At 66.0% G+C, this 24057-nt stretch carries 26 protein-coding genes; 18 read left to right on the top strand and 8 right to left on the bottom strand.

Annotated elements, in window-relative coordinates; all coding sequences use genetic code 11:
* The first annotated feature begins 178 nt into the window (after nucleotides 1-178).
* The 4 genes from LC407_RS12750 to LC407_RS12765 all read left to right on the top strand — a co-directional run bounded on the left by LC407_RS12750 (nucleotide 179) and on the right by LC407_RS12765 (nucleotide 5041).
* Nucleotides 179-1192 (top strand): hypothetical protein, encoded by a 1014-nt coding sequence (locus tag LC407_RS12750; protein WP_223482931.1) that lies wholly within the window; start codon nucleotides 179-181, stop codon nucleotides 1190-1192.
* A 717-nt stretch (nucleotides 1193-1909) separates the two neighbouring features.
* Nucleotides 1910-2446, top strand: coding sequence for a hypothetical protein (locus tag LC407_RS12755; RefSeq protein WP_032952144.1), 537 nt, complete (start codon nucleotides 1910-1912; stop codon nucleotides 2444-2446).
* 57 nt (nucleotides 2447-2503) lie between these two features.
* Nucleotides 2504-3520, top strand: coding sequence for an XVIPCD domain-containing protein (locus LC407_RS12760; RefSeq protein ID WP_223482932.1), 1017 nt, complete (start codon nucleotides 2504-2506; stop codon nucleotides 3518-3520).
* Nucleotides 3521-4099: 579 nt separating this feature from the next.
* Complete coding sequence (locus LC407_RS12765; protein WP_223482933.1) at nucleotides 4100-5041, top strand: hypothetical protein; 942 nt, start codon at nucleotides 4100-4102, stop codon at nucleotides 5039-5041.
* Between the two features lie 61 nt (nucleotides 5042-5102).
* Here the strand turns inward: LC407_RS12765 and LC407_RS12770 are convergent, their stop codons facing one another.
* Nucleotides 5103-6422, bottom strand: coding sequence for an XVIPCD domain-containing protein (locus LC407_RS12770; protein WP_223482934.1), 1320 nt, complete (start codon nucleotides 6420-6422; stop codon nucleotides 5103-5105).
* Nucleotides 6419-7072: a hypothetical protein gene (locus tag LC407_RS12775; RefSeq protein ID WP_080148522.1), complete on the bottom strand. Its 654-nt coding sequence runs from the start codon at nucleotides 7070-7072 to the stop codon at nucleotides 6419-6421. Before LC407_RS12775 ends, LC407_RS12770 begins: the two co-directional genes overlap by 4 nt.
* Before the next feature lie 335 nt (nucleotides 7073-7407).
* Here LC407_RS12775 and LC407_RS12780 point away from each other — a divergent pair, with 335 nt between their 5' ends.
* The gene (locus LC407_RS12780; protein ID WP_223482935.1) at nucleotides 7408-7911 is read left to right on the top strand and encodes an N-acetyltransferase; all 504 of its coding nucleotides are present in this window, start codon (nucleotides 7408-7410) and stop codon (nucleotides 7909-7911) included.
* A 30-nt stretch (nucleotides 7912-7941) separates the two neighbouring features.
* On the opposite strand, the gene LC407_RS12785 is transcribed toward LC407_RS12780, so the two are convergent.
* Nucleotides 7942-8379 carry an acetyltransferase gene (locus tag LC407_RS12785; RefSeq protein WP_223482936.1) on the bottom strand — a complete coding sequence of 146 codons (438 nt, stop codon included), beginning with the start codon at nucleotides 8377-8379 and terminating at the stop codon, nucleotides 7942-7944.
* 105 nt (nucleotides 8380-8484) lie between these two features.
* Entirely contained in the window at nucleotides 8485-9207 is a 723-nt protein-coding gene (locus LC407_RS12790) for an OB-fold putative lipoprotein (RefSeq protein WP_223482937.1), read from the bottom strand.
* 222 nt (nucleotides 9208-9429) lie between these two features.
* Here LC407_RS12790 and tadA point away from each other — a divergent pair, with 222 nt between their 5' ends.
* The 4 genes from tadA (at nucleotide 9430) to LC407_RS12810 (ending at nucleotide 12872) form a co-directional block, all read left to right on the top strand.
* Complete coding sequence (gene tadA / locus LC407_RS12795; RefSeq protein ID WP_080148523.1) at nucleotides 9430-9954, top strand: tRNA adenosine(34) deaminase TadA; 525 nt, start codon at nucleotides 9430-9432, stop codon at nucleotides 9952-9954.
* A 75-nt stretch (nucleotides 9955-10029) separates the two neighbouring features.
* Nucleotides 10030-10602, top strand: a complete 573-nt coding sequence (gene orn / locus LC407_RS12800) for an oligoribonuclease (RefSeq protein WP_025879267.1) — start codon at nucleotides 10030-10032, stop codon at nucleotides 10600-10602.
* A gap of 114 nt (nucleotides 10603-10716) precedes the next feature.
* The gene (locus LC407_RS12805) at nucleotides 10717-11589 is read left to right on the top strand and encodes an EcsC family protein (RefSeq protein WP_105164283.1); all 873 of its coding nucleotides are present in this window, start codon (nucleotides 10717-10719) and stop codon (nucleotides 11587-11589) included.
* Between the two features lie 167 nt (nucleotides 11590-11756).
* Entirely contained in the window at nucleotides 11757-12872 is a 1116-nt protein-coding gene (locus tag LC407_RS12810) for an alkene reductase (RefSeq protein WP_223482938.1), read from the top strand.
* A 75-nt stretch (nucleotides 12873-12947) separates the two neighbouring features.
* On the opposite strand, the gene LC407_RS12815 is transcribed toward LC407_RS12810, so the two are convergent.
* The gene (locus LC407_RS12815) at nucleotides 12948-13841 is read right to left on the bottom strand and encodes a mechanosensitive ion channel domain-containing protein (protein ID WP_025879264.1); all 894 of its coding nucleotides are present in this window, start codon (nucleotides 13839-13841) and stop codon (nucleotides 12948-12950) included.
* A 150-nt stretch (nucleotides 13842-13991) separates the two neighbouring features.
* Nucleotides 13992-16370, bottom strand: a complete 2379-nt coding sequence (gene ppsA, locus LC407_RS12820) for a phosphoenolpyruvate synthase (protein ID WP_223482939.1) — start codon at nucleotides 16368-16370, stop codon at nucleotides 13992-13994.
* 145 nt (nucleotides 16371-16515) lie between these two features.
* Here ppsA and LC407_RS12825 point away from each other — a divergent pair, with 145 nt between their 5' ends.
* The 3 genes from LC407_RS12825 (at nucleotide 16516) to LC407_RS12835 (ending at nucleotide 18549) form a co-directional block, all read left to right on the top strand.
* Nucleotides 16516-17337, top strand: a complete 822-nt coding sequence (locus tag LC407_RS12825) for a pyruvate, water dikinase regulatory protein (protein ID WP_025879262.1) — start codon at nucleotides 16516-16518, stop codon at nucleotides 17335-17337.
* Between the two features lie 170 nt (nucleotides 17338-17507).
* A complete protein-coding gene (locus tag LC407_RS12830; RefSeq protein ID WP_025879261.1) occupies nucleotides 17508-18020 on the top strand; it encodes a DUF1249 domain-containing protein in 513 nt (170 codons plus the stop codon).
* Between the two features lie 40 nt (nucleotides 18021-18060).
* Nucleotides 18061-18549: an 8-oxo-dGTP diphosphatase gene (locus LC407_RS12835; RefSeq protein WP_093819148.1), complete on the top strand. Its 489-nt coding sequence runs from the start codon at nucleotides 18061-18063 to the stop codon at nucleotides 18547-18549.
* 108 nt (nucleotides 18550-18657) lie between these two features.
* Here LC407_RS12835 and LC407_RS12840 read toward each other — a convergent pair whose 3' ends face one another.
* A complete protein-coding gene (locus LC407_RS12840; protein ID WP_223482940.1) occupies nucleotides 18658-19308 on the bottom strand; it encodes a class I SAM-dependent methyltransferase in 651 nt (216 codons plus the stop codon).
* A 345-nt stretch (nucleotides 19309-19653) separates the two neighbouring features.
* Here LC407_RS12840 and LC407_RS12845 point away from each other — a divergent pair, with 345 nt between their 5' ends.
* The 6 genes from LC407_RS12845 to LC407_RS12870 are packed head-to-tail and all read left to right on the top strand — an operon-like array spanning nucleotide 19654 to nucleotide 23503.
* Complete coding sequence (locus tag LC407_RS12845) at nucleotides 19654-20268, top strand: phosphatidylcholine/phosphatidylserine synthase (protein ID WP_025879258.1); 615 nt, start codon at nucleotides 19654-19656, stop codon at nucleotides 20266-20268.
* A gap of 22 nt (nucleotides 20269-20290) precedes the next feature.
* A complete protein-coding gene (gene phaE, locus LC407_RS12850) occupies nucleotides 20291-21364 on the top strand; it encodes a class III poly(R)-hydroxyalkanoic acid synthase subunit PhaE (RefSeq protein WP_223482941.1) in 1074 nt (357 codons plus the stop codon).
* A gap of 3 nt (nucleotides 21365-21367) precedes the next feature.
* The gene (locus LC407_RS12855; RefSeq protein WP_025879256.1) at nucleotides 21368-22435 is read left to right on the top strand and encodes a class III poly(R)-hydroxyalkanoic acid synthase subunit PhaC; all 1068 of its coding nucleotides are present in this window, start codon (nucleotides 21368-21370) and stop codon (nucleotides 22433-22435) included.
* The gene (locus LC407_RS12860) at nucleotides 22432-22800 is read left to right on the top strand and encodes a YfeK family protein (RefSeq protein WP_223482942.1); all 369 of its coding nucleotides are present in this window, start codon (nucleotides 22432-22434) and stop codon (nucleotides 22798-22800) included. Before LC407_RS12855 ends, LC407_RS12860 begins: the two co-directional genes overlap by 4 nt.
* 50 nt (nucleotides 22801-22850) lie before the next feature.
* A complete protein-coding gene (locus LC407_RS12865; protein ID WP_025879254.1) occupies nucleotides 22851-23054 on the top strand; it encodes a PspC domain-containing protein in 204 nt (67 codons plus the stop codon).
* A complete protein-coding gene (locus LC407_RS12870) occupies nucleotides 23051-23503 on the top strand; it encodes a hypothetical protein (protein ID WP_025879253.1) in 453 nt (150 codons plus the stop codon). Before LC407_RS12865 ends, LC407_RS12870 begins: the two co-directional genes overlap by 4 nt.
* Nucleotides 23504-23768: 265 nt before the next feature.
* Here LC407_RS12870 and LC407_RS12875 read toward each other — a convergent pair.
* Nucleotides 23769-24057 (bottom strand): hypothetical protein (locus LC407_RS12875; protein ID WP_223482943.1); only part of this gene is annotated, 289 nt, incomplete at its 5' end.

Raw genomic sequence — 24057 nt, forward strand, 5'->3', positions numbered from 1 at the left:
TCACGACGCTGCGCCGGACCATTGCTCGGGTGCGACTGCTTAGAAACAGGACTCAGTCAACGCAAGATCTCTCGCCATGGACATATCGTGATCACATCAGTCAACGTGACACGGTTGGCTGTGCTGGGAAGCACCATCCGCGTTGCATAAGTCTCCACACCATTCGAAGGAACGAATCATGCAGAATCCCTTCCGTGTAGTGATGCTGGTCGGCGGACTGGTGCTCGGTTCGTCAGCACACGCCGCCGATAGCTGGGTCATTTTCGCCGGTGGCGACAAGCCCAATCGCGAGGCGTGGGTGGTGGATGCGCAAACGCTCAGCAGCCGCTCGGACCTGATGGCTTTCCTGCAGACCGCCACGCAGGAAGAGCAGAACGCGTACCTGAAGCAATTGCGCCGGAAGAAGCCGCCAAAGCCCGGCGAGCGCGTTGCTGGCCCGGATCCGGTATACGAGATCCAGGTCAATACGGTTTACGAGAACGCGACCAAGCCGAATCGACTGATCAGGAAGTACTCGGTGAACTGTGCGCGTAACACTGTGGCCATGAAGATGAGTCTGGTGCAATGGCGCGACCGTGCAATCGAGGATGTTCCACCGGAGAGATTCGATCCGACCAGCGAGGCGGTCGAGCCGTGGCAGGTGCAACTGGTGCGGTTTGCCTGTCTCGTTGGACCTGACCCCGAGGCCAAAGTGCCCGCGGAAATGATGAAGCGGGGCTTCCTGCCCATCGGTGACGTCGGCCAATCACCCGCGAATTTCGTCTGGGGGAACCTCTGGAAGGACGGCACGCGTCCGGCGTTCACCTATCGGCCGACCGACGCCGAGCTGGACCGTATTGAGCGTAACCTGGAAGCAAACCTGGCACGCGGTCAGCGGGAAACGACCCGCGTGCTGGATGAGTCGGTTCGTGCAGCCAACCGTGTGGGTCGCAACAACCTCATGGACATGTGGATCGGCAAGACCGAGCAGGAGTTCGTGCGGACATGGGGAACGCCGGACCGCGTGGAGAACGGGTCTGATGGATCGCGCACCTTGTACCTCCATCGTGGTGAGCGCGTTCAGGGGTTGAACGTATACGGGCATGTCGTCAGTGACGTGAACAATCGCTGCGATATCACGGTGCTGACGATGGACGGCTACATCCGTGACTACGCCACCCAAGGGGCTACCTGCGCGCAGCAATTGCGCTGACCGCGATTGTCGGCCACGGCCACGGCCTGAAGCTGTCAGGAGGCAGGAAAGCCATGAGACGAATCCAACACGTTTCTAGCCGTGACTTCTGTGGATTGCAGGCCTGCTGCCTTTTCCTGTCTTGGCGGAAGGCAATCGCACGCCGGGCAGGTATCCAATAGGTGGCCAGGGCGTGCCGGGCTGCGCGGCCATCCGGCGAGCATCACGGACCCTGCGTGCAACATCCCGCGCGGGGCGGTTCAATGAAACCGCCAGCGTTGTCGCTGTCATTCCGGAGCAGCGCGCGGTCGTTGTCGCCCTGCTGCAATGCAGCGCGAAGGCGGCATGGAAGCAGATGTCACAGGATCAGTGCAGGATTGCCACCACGGTCTGCACGGCGCGTCTGTTCATCAGGTAAGGCACCGTTCACGCTTAGCCCATTTTTTTTGTGATCAATTCCGCTTTTCGCTTTTCCTGCTCTTCGACGCAATAGACCTCCTCGCGCTAAGCTCTCCTGGCGTCAGAAAAATGACGCTTCGGCGCTACCGATTGCAGGAGCTTTTCCGTCCATGAGGACCCTGTCTGCCCGTCCGACGGGTGACGCTTGCCACCATCGCTGCCACAGTGCTCCCGGAGCTATCATCCGCATCTGCAGGGTGACCGGCGCGACCGGGCAACGCCACCGTGCCCGTCATCAACGCGGGCATCGGCAAGACGACATTGAAGGAGTGGGAGGGGATGGACGACAGGTTTGGCGCACACATGGACGATGCCCTGGCATTCGTTCCGTCCGGTGCGAACCTGCTGGAAGCCGTCAGGGGCGAGCTCAACGGCGATGGCATCGAGTACCAGCTGCTGGTCATCGACCAGCCGACGCCGGAAGGGCTGGTGCCCGGCCAGCACGGCCCAAACCGGGTGCTGCTGTTGCTGCGCGGTGACGGGCGCGGGCGCTGGCAGCTGGCCGCGCGCAACGACAAGCTGGTGCCGTGTTCCACCCGCGGTGGCCTGGCTGGCGACCCTTTTGCGTATGCAATGGTTGAGGAAGACACCTTCAGCGTGATCACCAACGGCGGCAGCCGCGAGCGCTGGAGCAGCACGTACCGGTTCCGTTACGCATCGGCGGACAAGGCGTGCTGGGTGGATGGGGTGAGACGCAAGGTCGTGGATATCGAGACCGAGGCGACCAACATCCGGGATTTCTCGGTGGCGGAACTGGGCAGGGTGCGGTTCGAGGACTTCGATCCGTCCAGTGTCGCCGAGGTGTCGCTTCCATGAGCCAAGCTCCAACCGGCGGAAAGGAATCCGCGCTGATGAACATCCAGGAGTTGCACTGTGTCGACCGATAGAGAGTCGCAACTGCTGCGGCAGGCGACGAAAGCCGGCATCGACTCCCCCCTTGAACTGGCCAATTTCATGGCCCAGGCAGGGCACGAGTCGCGCGGCCTGAGCCGGCTCAACGAGAGTTTCAACTATACCCGGGGCATCTCGCAGATCCCGGTCGAAGCGGCGTGGCGCAATGGCACCGAGGCGCTGGAGTCCGCGCGCCAGGAAGCCCTGCGAGGGCGTCCGGAGGATCTGGCCGAGCTGATGTATGGCGGCCGGATGGGCAATGACGCGCCCGGAGATGCGCTCAAGTACCACGGGCGCGGTTATCTGCCGCTGACCGGCAAGGAAAGCTACGAGCGCGCCGGCAGTGCGCTGGATCTGGATCTGGTCAACCAGCCCGAGCTGGCATCGGAGCCGGAGCACGCAGGTCGCATCGCGGTGTGGCAATGGCAGAACCGTGTGCCGGAACACGCGCGCGAGGACGTGCGCGAGGCTACGTACGCCATCAACGGTGCCGTCAACGGGGTGGAGGACCGGCTCAAGCGTTTCGAGGCGTGGCAGCAGAAGCTGACCCCGGACGTGATGGACCGGCTTGCCCGCGGCGAAGTGGGCGAACCTGCACAGTTGCCCGAGCGCGCGCGCGACATGTCCGATCCGGCCCATGCCGGCAACCGGTTGTTCACCGACGCACGGGGGCATCTGCAGCAGATGGGGCCGCAGAGTGGCCTGCGCAGCCAGCAGGAACTGGACAATGCGGCCGGGGCCTTGGCGTTGAGCGCACAGAAGGCAGGGATGAGCCGTATCGATCACGTGGTGGCCGGTACCGACGGCAGGGCGCTGTTTGCGGTGCAGGGCGTCATGGGGGACCCGGCGATGCAGCGCTCGATGGTGCAGCGTGAGGCCGCTGCCCAGCTGCCGCTCGAGCAGAGCAGCCAGCAGTTGGCGGCCGAAGCCTCTTCCCGCCAGGAACAGACCGCTTCGGTCATCCGCGAGCAGGAGCAGAATCGCTCGCGATCGCTGTAATCTGGGCACCGCCCGGCAGGTCGGAGACCGGCGGGCCCATCGCACGACACCGAGCACCCTCGGGTGCCTACATGGATCTCTTTGTAAGGACACAACATGCGAAACACTTTCCTGCGTTCCCAAGCGGCCCAGCGTGGCCGCGCTCCGGCACTGTGGCTGCTGCCGCTGGGACTGGCTGCCGCCATGGCCCACGCACAGCAGGCACCGGACGCCCCGGCGGCTCCCGCCGTCGAGGAGGCGGTGCCAGCGGTGGTGGCCGCGGCGGACGCGCAGACGCCCGCTGACGCCGCAACTGATGCCGTAGCTGCACCGGCTCCCGTCGCCGCGCCTGAACCGGTGCCTGCCGTGGTGGCTGCACCTGTGCCTACGGCGGAGTCGTCCATGCCGCCCGCACCCGCAGCGCAGCCGGCGGCGGCGACGGACGTCGCTCAAGAAGCTGTTGCCGCCGAACCCGCGATTGCGCCAGCGCCCGCAGCAGCACCGGCACCACCAGCGGCCGAAGCTGCCTCCACCAATGCTGCGCCAGCTACGCCTGTCGCAACAGCCGCTGTCGCAGCCCCATCGCCGGCTCCCGCGCAGGTGCCTGCGCCCGTTGCCGCTGCTGCACAGGTGCCCGACGCCGCACTGGCCCCGGCACCCGTTCCGCCGCCGGCCCCAGCCCCCGTCGCACCGCCGATCATCCCGCTGGCACCGGACCAGGCCGCCGAGCGCCAGCTCGGTGCGCGCTGCCCGGTCGATCTGGCCGGTCGCCTCGCACCGCAGGGCGATCTGATGATCGGCGCCTGCCAGGGCACGTTGCCGCCGCACCTGGCGGCGCTGCTGGTGGCATTGCCTGAGCAGGACATCCACCTGCCGCGCAGCTGGCGCGAGCGTGAAGTGCGCCAGAAGGCATGGTTCAAGGCTGTGGCCGGCATGGGCCAGCGCCCGGACTTCATCGCCCGCCTGGGAGACATCTGGGTCCGCTCGTTTGAAGCCGCGGATGCGTCGACGACCACCTACCTGGTCTCGGCGCCGTTCGACTGTGCCGATGGCGCACTGCCAAACGAGAACACCGCAGAGCCCGTCCGACTCGCAGCCGGCAGTTGCGGGCAGGCCTACGTACGCCAGCGCGTGTACCAGGTGGGCAGCGATGGCGTCCCGCAGGACATCACTGCAATGGCAATGCCGGCGGCACCGTCGATCGCCGAGGCCGATCGTGCCCGTCACCGCACCCGCGAAGGCAGGATCAGCCTCGACCACAGCAAGTTGCAGTACGGGCCGGCCATGCGCTGGTTCGTGCAGTACCCGGAATCACCGCAGAAGACCGGTCCGCACAGCTTCAGTGACTGGAACCGCGAACATCTGGCCTTTGTGGTGTGGAACGGCACCCGCTTCGAGCTGCGCGATACCGTGACGCGCGCGCAGTGGCCGTGTGATCCGGTGGCGCCGGGCGACAAGGCCTGTGGCGGCTTCCCGGACTCGGGCCCGGATGCGTACGTGCTGGCAGGGCCGGCGGCGAACTCGGCGGTCTCCAGCCCCTGATCGACCGGAGAAATGACGGGAGCCGGCAGTGCCGGCTCCCGTTTTCATTCCAGCAAGCGTCTCAGGCGTGCAGGCTGCGCTGGGTCGCTTGGGTCTGTTCCAGCTGCTGCTCGCGTGCAAGGGCTTGGCCGGCAGCCTGCTGCTCGATGCGCTGGCTGCTCTGCTCCAGCGGCGTGTTCATCGCGCGGGTGGTGTCGACGGACACGCGCAGATGGCCGGGGTCACCGCCCTCACCCTGCAGGGCGAAGCTGCGTGACGCGTCGGCACTCATCAGTACCTCGTCGATCCGCTGTCCGCCGGCGGCATGCATTTCCGCAGCCAGCGAGCCTGCCAGTTGCGCGCTCATGCCATCGGGTGTGCGGCCGACGCGGGCGTCCTGTGCGTGCACGCCGCGCAGGGCATCATTGAACAAGGGGTTGCCGACGTGGCCGGCGTCGTCGATGCGCAGCATGCCGATCGGGCGCCCCTGCCTTTCGGCTTCACGGCGCGCGGGTTCGCCCGGCTCCAGGGGGCCACGCAGATGGTCGAAGAGATCCTTGACGCCGCCCGGCAGGCCGCGCGTACCGGTGGTGACGCCACTGCGCAGCAGTTCCATCTTGTCCCGGTACTCGTCGATCATCTTGATGTTGTCGCGTGCCAACGCCTGCGTCTCCGGCCTGCCCAGCACCGAGTCTTCGCCGAGGAAATTGACCAGCTTGTGCGAACCGAAGGAGTTGGCGGCCGCGCCCAGTGCGCTGTCGGGAATCAGGATGCGCAGGCGGCTGTTGCTGAAGCCCCAGTCGCCCAGCGTGTCGATCTCCTGGGGCGTGGCGTACACGCGCACCTGGCCGAAGTGCGGCGAAGCGGCGCTGACCGGGTCGGCTGCCATGACGTGGTTGACAACGCTGGTGCCGCCTTCGGGAATGCGGTAGCCAAGACTGGCCGCGCCATAGGCGTTGAAGGTCTCGCCCTTCAGGTTGTAGTGGTGCGCGCTGATCTGGGCCAGCGCGCCGCCTAGCGAATGCCCGGTGACGGTGACCTCAGGTGCCTGGCCGAGGTCGCGTCCTTCCTTGGCAGCGTAGGCGAGGGCGCGCTGGGTCAGTGCCAGCGCATCGGCGGCCTGCACGTTGTAGCGGGCGACCACCATGCCGCCATCGGCGAGTAGGCCATCGCGGGCGATCTGCTCGGTGCCGCGATGGGAGACCACGATCTCCTGCGTGTCCACGCGCTGGTAGATCGTGCCTTGATAGCCATTGAAGCGGTTGCTGACGTGCTCGAGCACCTTGTAGTCATGCCCATTGAGGGAAACATGCTCTTCCTGTCCGGGGGCGCGGCGACCGACTTTCAGGTCGCGATAGGCATCGTTGGACAGCGCGGCGTAGTCCTGGCTGCCGAGGGTCACGGCTGCACCTCATCGGCCGTCAAGGTGGCAGAGAACAGCGTGTCCTGCAGTTCCGGGCGGAACCGGCTGGCGTCCTTCTGGCCGGTAGCGCCGTAGTCGGGCAGGTCCGCCACGCGTGGGTAGTCGCCCTGCGGATAATGGCGCGTCTCACTCTGGCCTTTGACGAACGGATCGGCCTCGATGAAGGACAGGAAGCGCGTCTCGCCATCGGCGCCGGTCGCCTTCAACATCGCGCCGGCGCCACTGAAGGCCCAATGGCAGACGCCGCGGCCGTAGTAGTCCTCGTCGAGCATGCGGTCCAGGTAGACGGTGCCGCGGTACTCGTTATCGGTGACCCTGCGCAGCGTCACCGGCTCCTGGCTGGTGATGCGGGCGGGAGCGCCGGTGGCGGGCTCGATGTACCCGCACTGCGCTTCGTTGCTGACATCGTACTGGGCAACGCCTTCGACCACGGCAAAGCTGCCCGGCGGGTTGTGCAGACGCAGTACCAGTTCATAGGCTTTGCGCGGTGAGGGGTTGAGCTTGGCCAGGCCACGTCCTCCCTGGGCGACGTCGGACTCGGCGGAAGCAAGTTCCTGGTTCATGGCGGTCTCCGGGCTGCAGGCAATCAGTAGAAGCAAGGCAAGACACGGGAGGGATGTGCGGCGCACCGTCAGCCTCCGGTCGAAGGAGTGAGCGCGTTCGCGACGGGGCACGCTGCGGGCGACGAAAGTGCGCGCCGCACTGGCGAGGAAAGACGGGCAATCACGGCATGTCTCCTTTCCTTGGTGACCACGATCCCGGACCCGGGAAGGCTAGATTGCGCGATTCTCGCGGCAGAAAAGTGAAATAGTCGAAATTCTGACGCTATCAAACTGGATTGGATGCAGCGAACTGTGATTCGTATCCGGATTTCACACGTGGGGTACGGGCATCAGGCGCGGGCCGTTGCTTCCTCGATGCGGCATGATCAAGGTGCTTACTCCGTTCCGACGACGTGCCGACGATGCTCTCCATCCGCCCTGAACTGCCCGCAGACGCTGCTGGAATCCACTTCCTGACCGAGGCGGCCTTCCGCAACGCGCCGCACAGCAGCCACACCGAACACCACATCGTCGACGCATTGCGTGAGCGTGGCGAGCTGAGCATCTCGCTGGTGGCAGAGGATGCGGGCCAACTGGTGGGTCATGTCGCGCTGTCCCCGGTCAGCGTGCAGGACGACAGCCAGGGCTGGTTCGGGCTCGGGCCGATTTCGGTGCTGCCGCAGCAGCAGGGGCGCGGCGTGGGCACGGCATTGATGCGGGTCGCGATCGAGGCTCTGCGCAAGAGGGGCGCGCGGGGCTGCGTGCTGTTGGGCGAGCCGGCCTACTACGGGCGCTTCGGCTTCCGTGCCGTGCCGGATCTGGTACTACCCGGCGTGCCGGCGGCGTATTTCCAGGCCCTGTGCCTGCAGCCACCGATGGCACAGGGGGAGGTGCGTTACTCGCCGGCGTTCGACGTGGTTGCCTGACCGGGGAACGGCCGGCGTTCCAACCGCCGATCAGCCTGGATGGCGCAGGTGGATGAGGGGATACGGACGACCCTGCGAATCCACCGGCGAGCGTCCGGTTTCGATGAAACCCATGCGCCGATAGAAGCCCACGGCCTGCGCATTCTGCGCATTGACGTCGGTGGTCAGTTGCGGCTGCAGTGCCAGCGCATGCTGCAGCAGCTGGCGGCCGATACCGGTTCCGCGCGCGTCGGGATCGATGAACAACGCTTCCATGTGCGAGCCGTCGATCAGCATGAAACCCTGCGGCTGGTCCTGGTCGCCGACGGCCACGACCATCGGGGCCTGTGGCAGGAAGCCGGCAACTTCAGCATCGATAGCCTGACGGTCTTCGGTACTGAGGAAATCATGGGTGGCGTCGACGGCCCGGCGCCAGAGATCGACGAGAGCGTCGCCATCGGTGGTGCGGGAAGGGCGCAGGGTGGTCATGGGATCGGCCAAGGTGCTTTGCAGTACCCGGATTGTACCGGTGCGACCCCCGCAAACAGAAAGCCCCGCCGAAGCGGGGCCTTGGATGTCACCGTTCGCTGCGCCTCACTGCACGGTGCAGGCGGACAGTGCCGGGAAGCCGATGACTTCGCCATTGCCGGTGCAGGCCAGCGTGACCTTCTGGCCCTTCTTCAGGCTGGCAGCCACGTCCTTAGGCAGGTCGCTGGCCTGTACGAAGCCGAACGGCTTGGCGCTCAGCTGCACGACCGGCTTGTCCATGAAGTCCGAGCTGATCGAGTCGACCGTGCCGGAAACCAGCAGCGCCTTGCCCTTGTACTTGCCATCGGCAGCGATCTCGTTGTCCTGGTAGTCGCTGAACATCGTGGTGGCGGTCACTTCCACAGCCGAGGCGGAGGCCGCAGCGGCATCGTTGGTGACGGCGGTGGCTGCCGGTTCTGCAGCCTTGGCGGCAGCGTCTGCCTCCGCGGCGGCGGACGAGACGCTGGCTTCAGCAACGGCCGCATCGTACTGGCCCTTGCTCTGCGCGCTGATGCCGCTCACGGTGCCGGCAAAGATCGCCAGGCCGACGAAGTACACGATCGGCGAAACGATGATCGAGCCCAGCAGCTGGAACAGGCCCTTCATGGCGCCGCCCTTGGCCATCGCGACGATGGCGAGGATGAAGGCCACCAGGTTCAGCGGCCAGCCCAGGAACAGGCCCAGGCCGGGGAACGGGACGAGGAAGCACAGCCAAGCGATCGCCAGCGTGATCCATGCGGCTTTTCCGGCAGGGCTGGCCTGCACGGTGGTTTCTGCAACTGCGTTCAAAACTACCCCCTGTAGAGATCGAAAGGTGAAATCGCTGCCAGCAAGCAGCAGTGCACAGTCGTCAGATGACGAAAACGCGGTCGTAGCGTGAAGGAGTCTTCACAGCAGATCAAGCGGCGATGCAGCGTTTGCCGGTGCGGCGCTTCGCATCCGCGCATCGGAAGCGCCAAAAGGCCTGCGTTACACTACGCGCGCGCTCATTCCTTGAATCCGAGAAACGCCATGACTGATGCCTTGGGCGTGCCGGTGCACGACGTCGACGAGAGCTGGATGCGCCACGCATTGGCATTGGCCGAACGTGCGCAACGCGAGTTTGACGAGATCCCGGTCGGTGCGGTGCTGGTGGGTGCCGACGGTCAGCTGCTGGGCGAGGGCTGGAACCTCAACATTGCCTCGCACGATCCCAGCGCGCATGCCGAGATCGTGGCCATGCGCGAGGGCGGGCGGATGCTGGCCAATCACCGCCTGATCGGCAGCACCCTGTATGTCACCCTGGAGCCGTGCGCGATGTGTGCGATGGCGATCGTGCACGCACGCGTGGCGCGCCTGGTCTACGGTGCCAGCGACCCCAAGACCGGCGCCTGCGGCAGCGTATTCGATCTGGTCGCTGATGCCCGCCACAATCACCGCGTGGAGGTCCATGCCGGTGTGCTGGCCAAGGAAGCGGGCAACCGGCTGACCAACTACTTCAGGGCCAAGCGTGGCAAGCCGCCGCTGCTGCTGGAGGACCACGCTGGCGAGGGCTGAGTGGCGAAAGGGTATGATGGCCGCCACTTCCCTTTACCGGCCGGCCTCGTGCCTGCCCAGCAACGAGGCGACACGATGGCAGAGAACGGCGCGGCCAACGAGCGGCTGATCTGGATCGACCTGGAAATGACCGGGTTGGATACCGACAACGATTCGATCATCGAGATCGCCACCGTGGTCACCGATGCCCAGCTCAACGTGCTGGCCGAGGGCCCGGAGTTCGCCATCCATCACCCCCTGGAAACGCTGGAAGCGATGGACGAGTGGAACCGCAACCAGCATCGTCGTTCGGGCCTGTGGCAGCGCGTCATCGACAGCACCACCACGCTTGGCCAGGCCGAAGCGCAGACCGTGGCCTTCCTGGCGCAGTGGATTCCGGCCGGCGTGTCACCGATGTCGGGCAACTCCATCTGCCAGGACCGCCGCTTCCTGCACCGGCAGATGCCGCGGCTGGAAAAGTACTTCCACTACCGCAACCTGGACGTGTCCACGGTGAAGGAACTGGCCAAGCGCTGGGCGCCAAGCGTGGCTGCGGGCGTGGGCAAGAACAGCAACCACACCGCACTGAGCGATGTGCACGATTCGATCAACGAACTGCGCCACTACCGCCAGTTCATGGGCGCGCTGTCGGGGCTGCCGAGCCCGTGAGGGGCAGTGCCGGCCGCTGGCCGGCAATCGCCTGATCCCAGCCGGCGGCGCAGGGTCGTCGTCCAGCGGCCGGCACCACCTTGCGTTCAACTCCCTGGCGCTAAGATCGGCCGCATGAACGAGCCCATCCTGCTGCCCCGCGATATCGCCCACGACGCTGGTGACTGGTCTGACCTGCAGCGGGCGGTAGCGCTGCTGGAAGCCCCCACGATCACCGCGCGCATGGCCAACCTGGTCGGGACGCCGCTGGAGTTCGCGGTGAAGGCGCTTCCCACCTCGGTGTCCAACCGCATCCACGGTGCGGTGCAGGCGGCGTTGTCCAAATCGGTGCAGGCCGCGCTGTGGAGCATGGACAACACCCCTGGCAAGGGCGCCTCGACACGTTGGCACAAGCTGGCGGCGGCGACGTCCGGCGCGGTGGGTGGGGCGTTCGGTTTCGCTGCGCTGTTCATCGAGCTGCCGGTGTCGACCACGATCATGATGCGCGCGGTAGCCGACGTCGCCCGCAGCGAAGGCTTCGATCTATCGCAGTTCAGCACCCGCCAGGCCTGCCTGGAGGTGTTCGCACTGGGTGGCAATTCGCCGCGCGACGATGCCAGCGAGACCGGCTACTACCTCGCCCGTGGTTTCACCACCGATGTCATGCGCCACCTCTCGGCCGAACTGGCCGGGCGCGTGGTGACCGGACGTGACCTGACCCTGGGCGTGGCGCCGAAGGAAGCCGGCAAGCTGCTGGCCAAGCTGGTGGAAAAGGTCGCCGCCCGTTTCGGCGTGGTGGTCACCGAGAAGTTTGCCGCGCAGGCGGTACCAATCGTCGGTGCGGCGGCCGGCGCGACGCTCAACACCATGTTCACCGACTACTACCAGGACATGGCCCGCGGCCATTTCATCGTGCGCCGGCTGGAGTTGAAGTACGGCGAAGATGTCGTGCGCGCCTGCTATGACCGTGTCGCCCACGGCGGGGCGTTGATCGAGCCGACGTTGTAACGATGGGGTCGGAGCCCTTTCCTGCGGGAAGGGATCCGACCCCGACCGCCGCAGGGAAGGGCTCTGACCCTTGCCTGCCAGGCACAACTGTTTTGCGTGGACGCGCCTGTTGCGCGCGCAGCGCCATCCCCATCCTTGCCGGCAGTCCCCCGCAAGAGAGTGCCGCCATGTTGTTCACCCCCCACCGCCTGGGCGCGCTGACGCTGCCCAACCGTATCGTGATGCCACCGATGACCCGCTCGCGTGCGGCGGCCGGCAATGTCGCCACCGCGCAGATGGCCGAGTACTACGCCCAGCGCGCTGGTGCCGGGCTGATCGTCAGCGAAGGCACCCAGATCAGCCCGCAGGGCCAGGGCTATGCCTGGACCCCGGGCATCCACAGCGACGAACAGGTGCAGGGCTGGCGCAGGGTCACCGATGCCGTGCACGCGGCCGGTGGGCGCATCTACGCCCAGCTCTGGCATGTCGGCCGTGTCTCCCATGTGGCCCTGCAACCGGACGGCGCGGCGCCGGTCTCTTCCTCGGCACTGCTGGCCGAAGGGGTGAAGGTCTTCGTCGACCCGACCGGCGCCGGTCCGGAATCCGGCGTGGGCGAAATGATCCAGCACTCGATGCCGCGCGCGCTGGGCGAGGACGAGATTCCGGGCATCGTGGCCGACTATGCGCAGGCCACCCGCAATGCACTGGCTGCCGGATTCGATGGCGTCGAGCTGCACGGCGCGAACGGCTACCTGATCAACCAGTTCATCGACTCGCAGGCCAACCAGCGTACCGATGGCTATGGCGGCGCGCTGCGCAATCGCCTGCGCTTCCTGCGCGAGGTGGTGCAGGCGGTGGTCGATGTCGCTGGCGGCGAGCGTGTCGGCGTGCGTCTGGCGCCGCTGACCACGCTGCAGGGGGCGGTGGATGACACGCCGCAGGCGACCTATCTGGCTGCCGCACACCTGCTGGGCGAGCTGGGTGTGGGTTACCTGCACATCGCCGAGGCCGACTGGGAGGATGCCCCGGTGATGCCCGTCGCGTTCAAGCAGGCGCTGCGGATGATCTATCCGGGCACGTTGATCTACGCCGGCAAGTACACCGCCGAGCGTGCCGCGCAGGCGCTTGCGGAGGGCTGGGCCGACCTGATCGGCTTCGGTCGGCCGTTCATCGCCAATCCCGATCTGCCCGAGCGCCTGCGCAGCGGCGCGGTGTTGAATTCGCCCGATCGCGCGACGTACTTCGGTGGTGGCGCGGCGGGATTCACCGACTATCCGGTGCTGGAAGAGGCAGTCGAGGCCTGAAGCAGCGTCCGCCGGGCATGGCCCGGCGCTACCGATGACGGCGGATGGGTGCCGGCCACTGGCCGGCACTGCCGATCAGGGCTTGTCGCGCACCAGTGCGTCGGCCTCGACCACGCCGCCATCCTTGCCATGCAGGTACAGGTGCATGTCCTGCTGCGGATACGGGATGTTGATGCCGGCCTTGTCGTAGCCCAGCTTGATCTGTTCGAGCAGGGTGACCTTGGTGCCAAAGTGATCGGCCGACTTCACATAGCAGCGGATGCCCAGGTTGATCGCGTGCGCACCCAGCTCGTACACCACCACATCCGGTGCCGGCGTCTGCAGCACGCGCGGGTCGGCCTTCATCAGCGCCAGTGCGGTATCACGCGCCAACTGGATGTTGTCTTCGTAACCGATGCCCACCACCAGCTCGACGCGGCGGGTGGGCTCTGCGGTGAGGTTGATGATCGGTGCGGCGGTGATCAGCGTGTTCGGAATGGTGGTGTGCTGGTTGTCCGCGCCGGTGATCACGGTCTGGAAAATGCGTACCTCGCGAACCGTGCCGGTCTGCCCGGCGATGGTCACCACATCGCCTACGCGGAACGGACGTAGGGTCACCAGCATCACGCCGGAGGCGATATTCGACAGCGAATCCTTCAGCGCCAGGCCAACGGCCAAGCCGGCGGTACCGAGCACGGCCAGCAGCGGAGTGATCTGCACGCCCAGCGTGCCGATGGCCAGGATCACCACGATCACCAGCGAGGCCGCGTAGACCACGTTGCGCAGGAAGCTGCCCAGCATCGGGTCCACGCCCATGCGCGAGGTGGCGCGCGGCATGGCATTGGACAGCCGTCGTGCCAGCCACATGCCGACCAGCAGCACCACGATCGCGGCCAGCAACGGCACGCCGTAGGTCTCCAGCAGGCGTTCCCAGTCGAGTGAGCGGAACCAGGAGGTCGTGGCGGGGGAGGGTGGGGCAGCGGCGATCATGCGGACTCCTTTGCAACGGGAACAGGTGCGACGGAAACATGGCGTACGCGGACGCCAGAAACAGCAAGCCCCGCAGAGGCGGGGCTTGCGTGCAGCTTCAGTATGGGCAGACGTCGATGAAAGCGACGTCAGCCATCACACGTCAACAGGTCAACCTTTGGCCTTCAACTTGGCCAGGCGCAACCAGGTATCGACCACGGTATCCGGATTCAACGACACCGACTCGATGCCTTCCTGCATCAGCCATTCGGCCAGATCCGGATGATCGGACGGGCCTTGGCCGCAGATGCCGACGTACTTGCCCTTGGCCCGTGCCGACTTGATCGCCATCGACAGCAGTTTCTTCACCGCCGGGTTCCGCTCATCGAACAGGTGCGCCACGATCGACGAATCGCGGTCCAGGCCGAGGGTCAGCTGGGTCAGGTCGTTGGACCCGATCGAGAAGCCGTCGAAGATCTCCAGGAACTCATCGGCGAGCAGTGCGTTGGACGGCACTTCGCACATCATGATGATCTTCAGGCCGTTCTCGCCCTGCTTCAGGCCGTTCTGGGCCAGCACCTCCACGACCTTGCGGCCTTCTTCCAGAGTGCGCACGAACGGGATCATGACCCACAGGTTGTCCAGGCCCATCTCGTTGCGCACGCGCAGCACGGCCTTGCACTCCAGTGCGAAGGCGGCCGAGAAGCTCGGATCGACGTAACGGCTGGCGCCGCGGAAGCCGATCATCGGGTTCTCTTCGTGCGGCTCGTAGTTGCTGCCGCCGATCAGGTTGGCGTACTCGTTGGACTTGAAGTCCGACAGTCGCACGATCACCGGGTTTGGCGCGACCGAAGCAGTCAGGGTGGCGATGCCTTCGGCCAGACGGTCCACGTAGAAGCCGACCGGGTCGGAATAACCGGCGATCTTCTCGTCGATCTTCTTCTTCGTCGCCGCATCCTGGCGGTCGTATTCCAGCAGCGCGTTGGGGTGGATGCCGATGTGGCTGGCGATGATCATTTCCAGACGCGCCAGGCCGATGCCCGCGTTCGGCAGCTGGCCGAAGTCGAAGGCACGCTCCGGGTTGGCCACGTTCATCATGATCTTCAACGGTGCCGGCGGCATGTTGCCCAGATCGGTGGTGGTGCGCTCGAAGCCGAGCTTGCCTTCGTAGATGAAGCCGGTATCGCCTTCAGCGCAGCTGACGGTGACCAGCTGGCCATCCTCGATGACCTTGGTGGCGTTGCCCGAACCGACCACGGCCGGCACGCCCAGCTCGCGCGCGATGATCGCCGCGTGGCAGGTACGGCCGCCGCGGTTGGTGACGATCGCCGAGGCACGCTTCATCACCGGCTCCCAATCGGGATCGGTCATGTCGGCGATCAGCACGTCGCCCGGCTGTACGCGGTTCATGTCTTCAAGCGTCTTCACCACGCGCGCCACGCCGGCACCGATCTTGGCGCCCACGGCGCGGCCTTCGGCGAGAACGTTGCCGCCCTTCTCGGTCAGCGCGAAACGCTCGATCTGGGTGGCATGGCTGCGCGACTTCACGGTCTCCGGGCGCGCCTGCACGATGAACAGCTTGCCGCTGACACCGTCCTTGGCCCACTCGATGTCCATCGGGCGGCCGTAGTGCTTTTCGATGGTCAGCGCCTGGCGTGACAGTTCGGCCACGTCTTCATCGTTGATCGAGAAGGTGCTGCGCAGTTCGGCCGGGGTGTCCTCGATCCTGACGCGCTCGCCGGGGACATCCGAGTACACCATGCGGATCGCCTTGCTGCCGAGCGAGCGGCGCAGGATCGCCGGCTTGCCGGCCTGCAGGGTGGGCTTGTAGACGTAGAACTCGTCGGGGTTGACCGCGCCCTGCACGACCATTTCGCCCAGGCCGAACGAGGAGGTGACGAACACCACGTCGCGGAAGCCGGACTCGGTGTCCAGGGTGAACAGCACGCCGGACGCGCCCACGCCCGAACGCACCATCAGCTGCACGCCTGCGGACAGGAACACGTCCTCGTGCTTGAAGCCGTGGTGCACGCGGTAAGCGATGGCACGGTCGTTGTACAGCGAGGCGAACACTTCCTTGACCTTGTGCACGACATCGTCGGCACCGGTGACGTTGAGGAAGGTTTCCTGCTGGCCGGCGAAGGAAGCATCGGGCAGATCTTCGGCGGTGGCCGAGGAGCGCACGGCCACGGCCACGTCGCCGCCGCCGTTGTCGGCGCTCAGCTTGGCATAGGCGGTGCGGATGTCCTGGTCCAGCTGCGGCTGCAGCGGCGCGTCGATCACCCAGCTGCGGATCTCCTTGCCGGCTGCGGTCAGCGCGTTGACGTCCTCGACGTCCAGCGTGGCCAGCTTGTCGAAGATGCGCTTGGACAGGTCGTTGTGCGCGATGAAGTCCTTGAAGGCTTCAGACGTGGTCGCGTAGCCCCCCGGAACGGAGACGCCCAGACCGGCAAGGTTGCCGATCATCTCGCCCAGCGAGGAATTCTTGCCGCCTACGCGGGCCAGGTCGGCCAGACGCAGTTCGTGCAACCACAGGATGTTCTCGTTCAAGCGCGATGCTCCGTTTGGCCATCGCCCGAGGCGGGCTTTGATGGCCGCGTCCGTAGGAAGAAGCCGATATGATGCCGGGCAGACCACCGTCGGCACAAGCTTGTGTTGGCGGCCCTTTTAGGCTTCGTAGGGGGTAAATGCGCGCATGTCGACCATCCGTCCGGTGTTCTACGTTTCCGATGGAACCGGTATCACCGCTGAAACCATTGGGCATAGCCTGCTGACCCAGTTCTCCGGGTTCAGCTTCATTACCGACCGGATGTCATTTGTCGATGACCCCGAAAAAGCCCGCGAAGCCTGTGCCCGGATCCAGGCGGCGGGGGAGCGCTACCAGGTCCGGCCGATCGTGGTGAACTCCTGCGTGGACCAGAGCCTGAGCCTGATCCTGGCCGAAAGCGGGGCGCTGATGCTGGATGTGTTCGCCCCGTTCATCGAGCCGTTGGAGCGCGAACTGTCCAGCTCGCGCCTGAACCGGGTCGGCCAGGCCCACGGCATGGTCGACTTCGACACCTACCACCGGCGCATCAACGCGATGAACTTCGCGCTGACCCACGACGATGGCATCGCGGTGAACTACGACGATGCCGACGTGATCCTGGTGGCGGTGTCGCGGGCGGGCAAGACGCCTACCTGCATCTACCTGGCCCTGCATTACGGGGTGCGCGCGGCCAACTACCCGTTGACCGACGAGGATCTGGAGAGCGACCGCCTGCCGCCCCGCCTGCGCAACTACCGGCGCAAGCTGTTCGGCCTGACCATCGACCCGGACCGCCTGCAGCAGATCCGCCAGGAGCGCCGGCCCAATTCGCGCTACGCCAACCTGGACACCTGCAAGCGCGAGGTGGCTGCGGCGGAGGTCATGTTCCAGATGGAACGCATCCCGACCCTCAGCACCACCCATACCTCGATCGAGGAGATCTCCAGCAAGGTGCTCGGTACGCTGGGGCTGCAGCGCGAACTGTATTGACGGGGGCGCCACGACCAACGGTCGTGGCCCATCTGCGCGGTTGACGGGGCGCTACGAGCCACAGTCGTGGCCCACCTGCGCGGTGGGTATCGACCGTTGGTCGATACAGGGCCCCTTTGGCCGGGGCCGATCAGTCCCCACGTTGAAGGGCCAACGTGTAGGATCAACCCATGGCCCGAGCATTGCCCCGTACCGAGCGCATTCCCCGCCTGAGCCGGCTGAGCTGGCTCATGGGGCTGTACGCAGAGAACTACCGTCACTTGGTGCGCCTGTTCGCGCCGGCCGAGCTGGTGGCGGGAAGCTACGTCTCTTCGGTGGGTGATGGCCTGGACGTGCGCCTGGACGTGATCGAGTGCCACCGCTACACGGTCGAGCTGCGCCTGACCTATGACCTGGCCGACCCGGTGACCGGTGAACCGGACCCATCGGCCTTCGTCCGCCTGTACCGGGACGCGCGCCAGGCCGAGACCACCCACTGCTACGTCGGCCGCCGCTGGCAGGACACGATGGGCCTGTACCCACCGCCGGCCGAGCTGATCAGCCATCGCATGCGGATGAACACCTTCCTCGGCAAATGGCTGGAATACCTGGCCGAACGCGGCCACGGCGTGGCCACCCTGCGCCGTGATCCAGACGGCAACACCGTGGGTGCCGGCGACCGTCGCCTGTCGCTGGTGCGTTGATCGGCCATAATCCACGGCTGACCCGCCGCCGGACCCGCACATGCCGTATACCCCGATCGTCGCCACCCTGGGCTATGTGCTCTCGCCCGATCGCCGCCAGGTGCTGATGATCCACCGCAATACCCGGCCGGGCGACCACCACCTGGGCAAGTACAACGGCCTGGGCGGCAAGGTCGAGCCGACCGAGGACGTTGCCGCCGGCATGCGCCGCGAAATCGCCGAGGAAGCCGGTATCGACTGCACGGCCATGCGCCTGCGCGGCACCATCAGCTGGCCGGGTTTCGGCAAGCACGGTGAGGACTGGTTCGGTTTCGTGTTCGTCATCGACAGCTTCGAGGGTGCCCCGCACGGCGGCAACCATGAAGGCACCCTGGAGTGGGTGGACGTGGACAAGCTGGACCAGCTGCCGATGTGGGAGGGCGACCGCAACTTCCTGCCGCTGGTGTTCGATGCCGATCCGCGCCCGTTCCACGGGGTGATGCCTTACCGGGATGGTCGCATGCAGAGCTGGTCCTTCAGCCGGCTTTGAGGCATTCCGGAGGCCGCTGCGCTCGCCGGACATGGTCCGGCGCTACCATCCGGCGCTACCATCCGGCGCAGCCTCGGTAGCGCCGGGCCATGCCCGGCGGGGAGAGCTTCAGCGCCGGCGCGCCAGCAGCAGGTGGAAGTGCTTTTCCCGCTGCTGGCCGTCATTGCCGGCCGTGCATTCGCGATGCGAGCGCCATGCCGTGACGGTGAAGCCGGACACCCGCAGCGCCAGCTCCACTGCGTCCAGCTCATGCAGCTCAAAGTCGGCGGCAAAGGGCAGGCTACGCATGAATCCGGCATCGCCGAAGGCCAGGCATAGCCGGCCGCCGCGATGCAGCACCCGTGCCAGTTCATCCAGTACCGGGGCCAGGTTCGGCCAGAAGTACAGGGTGTTGACCGCCAGCGCAGCACCGACGCTGGCATCAGCCAGGGGCAGGGCATGGGCATCACCCTCGCGCAGCGCGGCACGGCCAGCCAGGCCGCTGGCGGCAAGGTGCTGGTTGCCGGCGTCGACCATGGCACTGGACAGCTCGACACCCACGTAGCGACTGCCACTGGCCTGCAGCAGCAGCGGCGCAAAGGCGGCGTTGCCAGGACCGATTTCCAGCACCTGCTCTCCGGCAGCGACGGCCAGCAGTGCGATCGCCGCCTGGTTGAGGGCGTCGTTGCTGCGGTTCATCGATTCGCCCACGGCCAGCGCGGCCTCGCCATGGGGCTGCCGCAACTGCGCGGCCAGGGTGCGTGCATCCAGCATCAACATCGTCCGTCGGTAAGGAGTCGGACGTGGCGGCGGCGGGTCCGCCGCAGACCATAGCGCTGGCGGATCGGCTTGGGAAGTAGGGAAACCCCGGCTTGTGGTGATGAGGAAATGTCCAGCGTCGCAGTCGGTGAGAACCAGTTGTCCACAGGGGGTGTGGATTACGCGTGGGCAACTTTGTGGATAAGCGCTGACAGGCGCCACCCCCCTAGGCTGTCAAGATGGGTGGCGAAAAATTCACCGCTGGTGAGGATCGGTGAGTGACGGGTGAAGGACAGGGGCAGCCCACGCTGTTGCCGGTGGCGGCGCTCGCGGTACCCTGTGGGCCTTGATGCCCCGTGAGACTTCATGAAACGTCACTTCTCGATGCTGCGCGAGTTCCATCTGGCGGACTGGTTCACCCTCGCCAACGCTTTCTGCGGCACCGGCGCGGTGTTTGCCGCAATGCGTTTCCTGCAGGATGGCGAGCGCGGCTACCTGCTGTTCGGCATGGCGCTGATCCCGCTGGCTTTCATTTTCGACGCATTGGACGGCCGCATCGCGCGCTGGCGCAAATCCAGTTCGACCCTGGGCCGCGAGCTCGACTCGCTGTCGGACGTCATTTCCTTTGGGGTCGCGCCCGCAGCGCTGGCCTATGCCTGTGGCATGCAGGGGGGCTGGGACTGGCTGGTGCTGAGCTACTTCGTCTGCTGCGGCGTCAGCCGCTTGGCTCGCTACAACGTAACCGCCGAGGCGATGAGCGGTGACGAAGGCAAGGTGAAGTACTTCGAGGGAACGCCGATTCCCACCAGCCTGGCGCTGGTGATCGTGCTGGCGATCGCCGCCGGCACCGATGCCATCGGCCACGACCTGTGGCTGGGCCAGTGGCAGATTGGCCCTTGGCAGCTGCATCCGTTGGTGCTGCTGTTCGCGTTGTCCGGGTCGCTGATGATCAGCAAGACCCTGCGCATTCCCAAGCCATGACCCAGCCCTGCGGAGGAGCGCGATGACCAGCTCGGCCAACGACGCCGGCAGCAGCGATTTCGAAAATCTGGCCCGCCAGTACTTCGGCGCCTGGGGTGATGCCTTGCGCCATGCAGCCGTACCGGGAACCCCGGCTGGCGACGACCCGGGCAGCTGGAAGCGCCTGTTCGACTGGTGGGGCCAACTGCTGCCCGGGACCGGTGCTGCCGCGCCCGAAGAGGCAGTGCGGCGGTTCCGCGAGCAGGCTGGCAGCTGGTACGGCACCATGCAGGAAGTCGCTGCACGCTTTGCCGGCCGCGATGCCAGCAGTGCTGAGGTTGCCCAGGCCTGGCGTGAAGCGGTGAAGGGGCAGGGCGACGGCATGCTGCAGTGGATGCTGCAGGGGGCCCGCGGCAGCACCCATGTGGACGCTGCTCCGCCCGAGTTCACGGCGTGGTTCCAGCAGTTGCAGACGCTGGCTGGCCCTTGGCTGCAGAGCCCGGCGTTCGGGCCCGGCCGCGAGCACCAGGCGCGGTGGCAGGCTCTGCTGCGCGCGCAGGAGGAATACCAGCAGCATTCGCAGGCCTATGTCGAGCAGATCAAGCAGGCACTGGAAGAGGCGTTCGACCTGTTCGAACAGCGCTTGGCCGAACACGAGCAGCCCGGCAGCCAGCTGACCAGCGCCCGGGCGATGTTCGATCTGTGGATTGAAGTCGCCGAGGAGGCCTACGCCAAGGTCGCCATGTCCGAGCCGTTCCAGCAGGTGTATGCCTCGCTGGGCAACGCACAGATGCGCCTGCGCGCAGGCCTGCAGCGCGAGGTTGAACAGATGAGTGAACGCATCGGCCTGCCCACCCGCAGCGAGATGGATGCCGCCCACCGTCGCATTGCCGAGCTCGAGCGCAGCCTGCGCCGGGTGCAGGCACAGGTGGCGGTGCTTGCCGGTACCGATGCCGTCGATCCGGTGGCCCAGCCGGCGCCTGCCAGGGTCAAGCCCGTCGCGCGCAAGCCTGCAGCGAAGAAGGCTGCAGCGAAGAAGCCTGCTGCGAAGAAAGCTGCTGCGAAGAAAGCGCCAGCGAAGAAGGTCACCACCCGCGCGACCACGCGGAAGTCGTAAGCCATGAAAGGACCGCTGGGCTTCAATGCCGATGACCTGATGCAGGAGACCCTGGCCATGCAGCGCAAGCTGATGGAAGGGTTGAAGCTGTTGCCGCAGGTGGAGGATGTCGACTATGGCGCCACCGCCCGCGAAGAAGTCTGGCGCGATGGCAAAGTGGTGCTGTATCGCTTCGTCGGCGAGAACGCGCCGGTGCGGCGCACACCGCTGCTGATCGTGTACGCACTGGTCAACCGCCCGTACATGGTGGACCTGCAGGCCGATCGGTCGCTGGTGCAGAAGCTGCTGGCCTTGGGCCAGGACGTATATGTGCTGGACTGGGGTTATCCGGACCGTTCCGAACGCTACCAGACGCTTGAGGACTATCTGCTGCGCTACATCGATGGCGCGGTGGATGCGCTGCGCGCGCGCAGTGGTGGAACGGTCGACATGCTCGGCATCTGCCAGGGCGGCGTGTTCGCCCTGTGCTACGCCGCACTGCGGCGGCAGAAGCTGGGCAACCTGATCACCATGGTCACCCCGGTCGACTTCCAGACCGCCGACAACATGCTGTCGCACTGGGCCCAGCAGGTGGATGTGGATCTGCTGGTGGATACGCTGGGCAACATCCCGGCCGATCTGATGAATGCCAGCTACCTGATGCTCAAGCCATTCCGCCTGAACGTGCAGAAGTACGTGGGCCTGCTCGACATCCTCGATGACAAGGCGGCGCTGGAGGATTTCCTGCGCATGGAAAAGTGGATCTTCGACTCGCCGGACCTCGCGGGTGAAGCCTTCCGCGAGTTCATCAAGCAGTTCTACCAGGGCAACGGCCTGGTCAACGGCACCGTGCGCATCGGCGAAGAGGCGGTGGATCTGTCGCAGGTGACCCTGCCGGTGCTGAACATCTACGCCGAACAGGATCATCTGGTGCCACCGGATGCATCGCGCGCGATGCGTGGCCGGCTGGGCACGCAGGACTACACCGAATCCAGTTTCCGCGGTGGGCATATCGGCATCTACGTCTCCGGCCGCGCACAGCGCGAAGTGCCGGCGACCATCGACAACTGGCTGAAGGAACGCACGCCATGAAACATTCCCCTCTGCTCGCGTTTGCTCTGGCCCTTGCGCCCGGCGTCGCCAGCGCTGCGCCGAGCGCCGATGCGCGCCGCGAGATCGCGCAGTTGATCGGAAGCCTGGATGGCTCCCAGTGCCAGTTCCAGCGCAATGGCAGCTGGTACGGTCCCGCCGATGCGCGTTCCCACCTGCAGCGCAAGTACGACTACCTGCTGAAGAAGAACATGGTCGACACCGCCGAGCAGTTCATCGAGCGTGCCGCGAGCCAGAGCAGCATGAGTGGCAAGGCCTACCGGATCCGCTGCCCCGGCAAGCCCGAACAGACCTCCGCGGCGTGGTTCGGCGCCCGCCTGCAGGCCTTGCGCCAACGCACGCCGTAGACATTGCAGGCGCTACAGTGGCAACAGCCAGTCAGCCGGGAGACCTCGCCATGAACGCTGTGCCGCGCACCCTGTCGCGCTCGCTGAACGACCGCATGATTGCCGGGGTGATGGGCGGCATCGCCCATCGTTTCGGCTGGAACCCGACCCTGGTACGGGTGCTGTACGTGGTGGTCTCGCTGGCGTCGGCCGCCTTCCCCGGCATCCTGGTCTACCTGCTGCTGTGGCTGCTGATCCCCAACGAGGCGGATTGAACACCGCGTCCCGGCCCTGGCCGATCTGGCTGCGCGCGCTGCAGGTGCTGGGCGCGCTGTGGACCGTGCCCAATACCCTGATAGGCCTGCTTGGCGGTCTGGCCGGGTTGCTGGGTGGTGCGAAGATGCGCTGGAGTGGTCGTGATTGCGCGGTGGTTTTCGATCACTGGCCCTGGGGCCCGGGCGGAGCGATCACCCTGGGCAACGTGATCCTGCACACCGGCCACGATCTGGGCATGTGCTGCCGTACTTACGCGCATCAGGCGGGGTGGGGCGTGGAGCCGTTGATCCGGCTGGATGACCATGAGCGTGCGCACGTGTACCAGTATCTGGTGCTGGGGCCGCTGTACCTGCCGGTGTATCTGCTGTGTGGTGGTGTCAGTGCGCGCAATCCGTTCGAGCGTGCGGCCGATCATTACGCGCGGTTCGGGCACGGCTGGTGGCCGTAGATTCCAGCCAACGGCGCAGCCCCTCGTGGGTGGGGCGCGAAATGCGATTCATGTGATTGGGCCGGGCAGGTGGGTTGCGCAGGGGCCGCTGCAAGTACGTCCCTGTAAGCTCGGTCGCCGCATCCATGCGGCTCACGCCCCTGCGCAACCCACCTGCCCGACCCCTGACAGTTTCCGGGCGCCTCCAGCCACGGAGGAGAAAAAGAACAGCAGAAGCGGGTCGCGCGCTGCGCTTGCTCGTATAGAGCCGAGCATGGGCTCGGCTCTACAGGAAACGGCCGGCCAGGCCGTTTTTGCTTTTGATCTTCTTTTTCTTTTCCGTGGGTGGCAGACCGCAGAAATCTGTCGAAGGCGGGGTGGGTCCGGTTGCGGGGGTGTCCGCGGCATGGATGCCGCGGCCAAGCCTTATCTGATTGGAATCTGGCAACGTAGGTGTCGAGAGCCGGCGTGGGCCGCCGTGTAAGCCTGGATCTCGACGATCGCCATGGAGCTTGGCGCCCACGCCGGAATCTCCCTTGATCCGCCCGAACAGTTGCTGGAGCTGACACTCGCAG

Source organism: Stenotrophomonas sp. OVS01A (genome assembly GCF_019969775.1).
GTDB classification, from domain to species: domain Bacteria; phylum Pseudomonadota; class Gammaproteobacteria; order Xanthomonadales; family Xanthomonadaceae; genus Stenotrophomonas; species Stenotrophomonas indicatrix.

What these genes read in the sequence shown, in the direction of transcription:
- LC407_RS12835 (WP_093819148.1), top strand. Translation starts at nt 18,061, where the DNA reads ATGCCGTATACCCCGATCGTCGCCACCCTGGGCTATGTGCTCTCGCCC.
- LC407_RS12750 (WP_223482931.1), top strand. Translation starts at nt 179, where the DNA reads ATGCAGAATCCCTTCCGTGTAGTGATGCTGGTCGGCGGACTGGTGCTC.
- LC407_RS12840 (WP_223482940.1), bottom strand. Translation starts at nt 19,308, where the DNA reads ATGTTGATGCTGGATGCACGCACCCTGGCCGCGCAGTTGCGGCAGCCC.
- phaE (WP_223482941.1), top strand. Translation starts at nt 20,291, where the DNA reads ATGACCAGCTCGGCCAACGACGCCGGCAGCAGCGATTTCGAAAATCTG.
- LC407_RS12755 (WP_032952144.1), top strand. Translation starts at nt 1,910, where the DNA reads ATGGACGACAGGTTTGGCGCACACATGGACGATGCCCTGGCATTCGTT.
- LC407_RS12865 (WP_025879254.1), top strand. Translation starts at nt 22,851, where the DNA reads ATGAACGCTGTGCCGCGCACCCTGTCGCGCTCGCTGAACGACCGCATG.
- orn (WP_025879267.1), top strand. Translation starts at nt 10,030, where the DNA reads ATGGCAGAGAACGGCGCGGCCAACGAGCGGCTGATCTGGATCGACCTG.
- LC407_RS12815 (WP_025879264.1), bottom strand. Translation starts at nt 13,841, where the DNA reads ATGATCGCCGCTGCCCCACCCTCCCCCGCCACGACCTCCTGGTTCCGC.
- LC407_RS12860 (WP_223482942.1), top strand. Translation starts at nt 22,432, where the DNA reads ATGAAACATTCCCCTCTGCTCGCGTTTGCTCTGGCCCTTGCGCCCGGC.
- LC407_RS12785 (WP_223482936.1), bottom strand. Translation starts at nt 8,379, where the DNA reads ATGACCACCCTGCGCCCTTCCCGCACCACCGATGGCGACGCTCTCGTC.
- LC407_RS12830 (WP_025879261.1), top strand. Translation starts at nt 17,508, where the DNA reads ATGGCCCGAGCATTGCCCCGTACCGAGCGCATTCCCCGCCTGAGCCGG.
- LC407_RS12855 (WP_025879256.1), top strand. Translation starts at nt 21,368, where the DNA reads ATGAAAGGACCGCTGGGCTTCAATGCCGATGACCTGATGCAGGAGACC.
- LC407_RS12845 (WP_025879258.1), top strand. Translation starts at nt 19,654, where the DNA reads ATGAAACGTCACTTCTCGATGCTGCGCGAGTTCCATCTGGCGGACTGG.
- LC407_RS12825 (WP_025879262.1), top strand. Translation starts at nt 16,516, where the DNA reads ATGTCGACCATCCGTCCGGTGTTCTACGTTTCCGATGGAACCGGTATC.
- LC407_RS12805 (WP_105164283.1), top strand. Translation starts at nt 10,717, where the DNA reads ATGAACGAGCCCATCCTGCTGCCCCGCGATATCGCCCACGACGCTGGT.
- LC407_RS12780 (WP_223482935.1), top strand. Translation starts at nt 7,408, where the DNA reads ATGCTCTCCATCCGCCCTGAACTGCCCGCAGACGCTGCTGGAATCCAC.
- LC407_RS12810 (WP_223482938.1), top strand. Translation starts at nt 11,757, where the DNA reads ATGTTGTTCACCCCCCACCGCCTGGGCGCGCTGACGCTGCCCAACCGT.
- tadA (WP_080148523.1), top strand. Translation starts at nt 9,430, where the DNA reads ATGACTGATGCCTTGGGCGTGCCGGTGCACGACGTCGACGAGAGCTGG.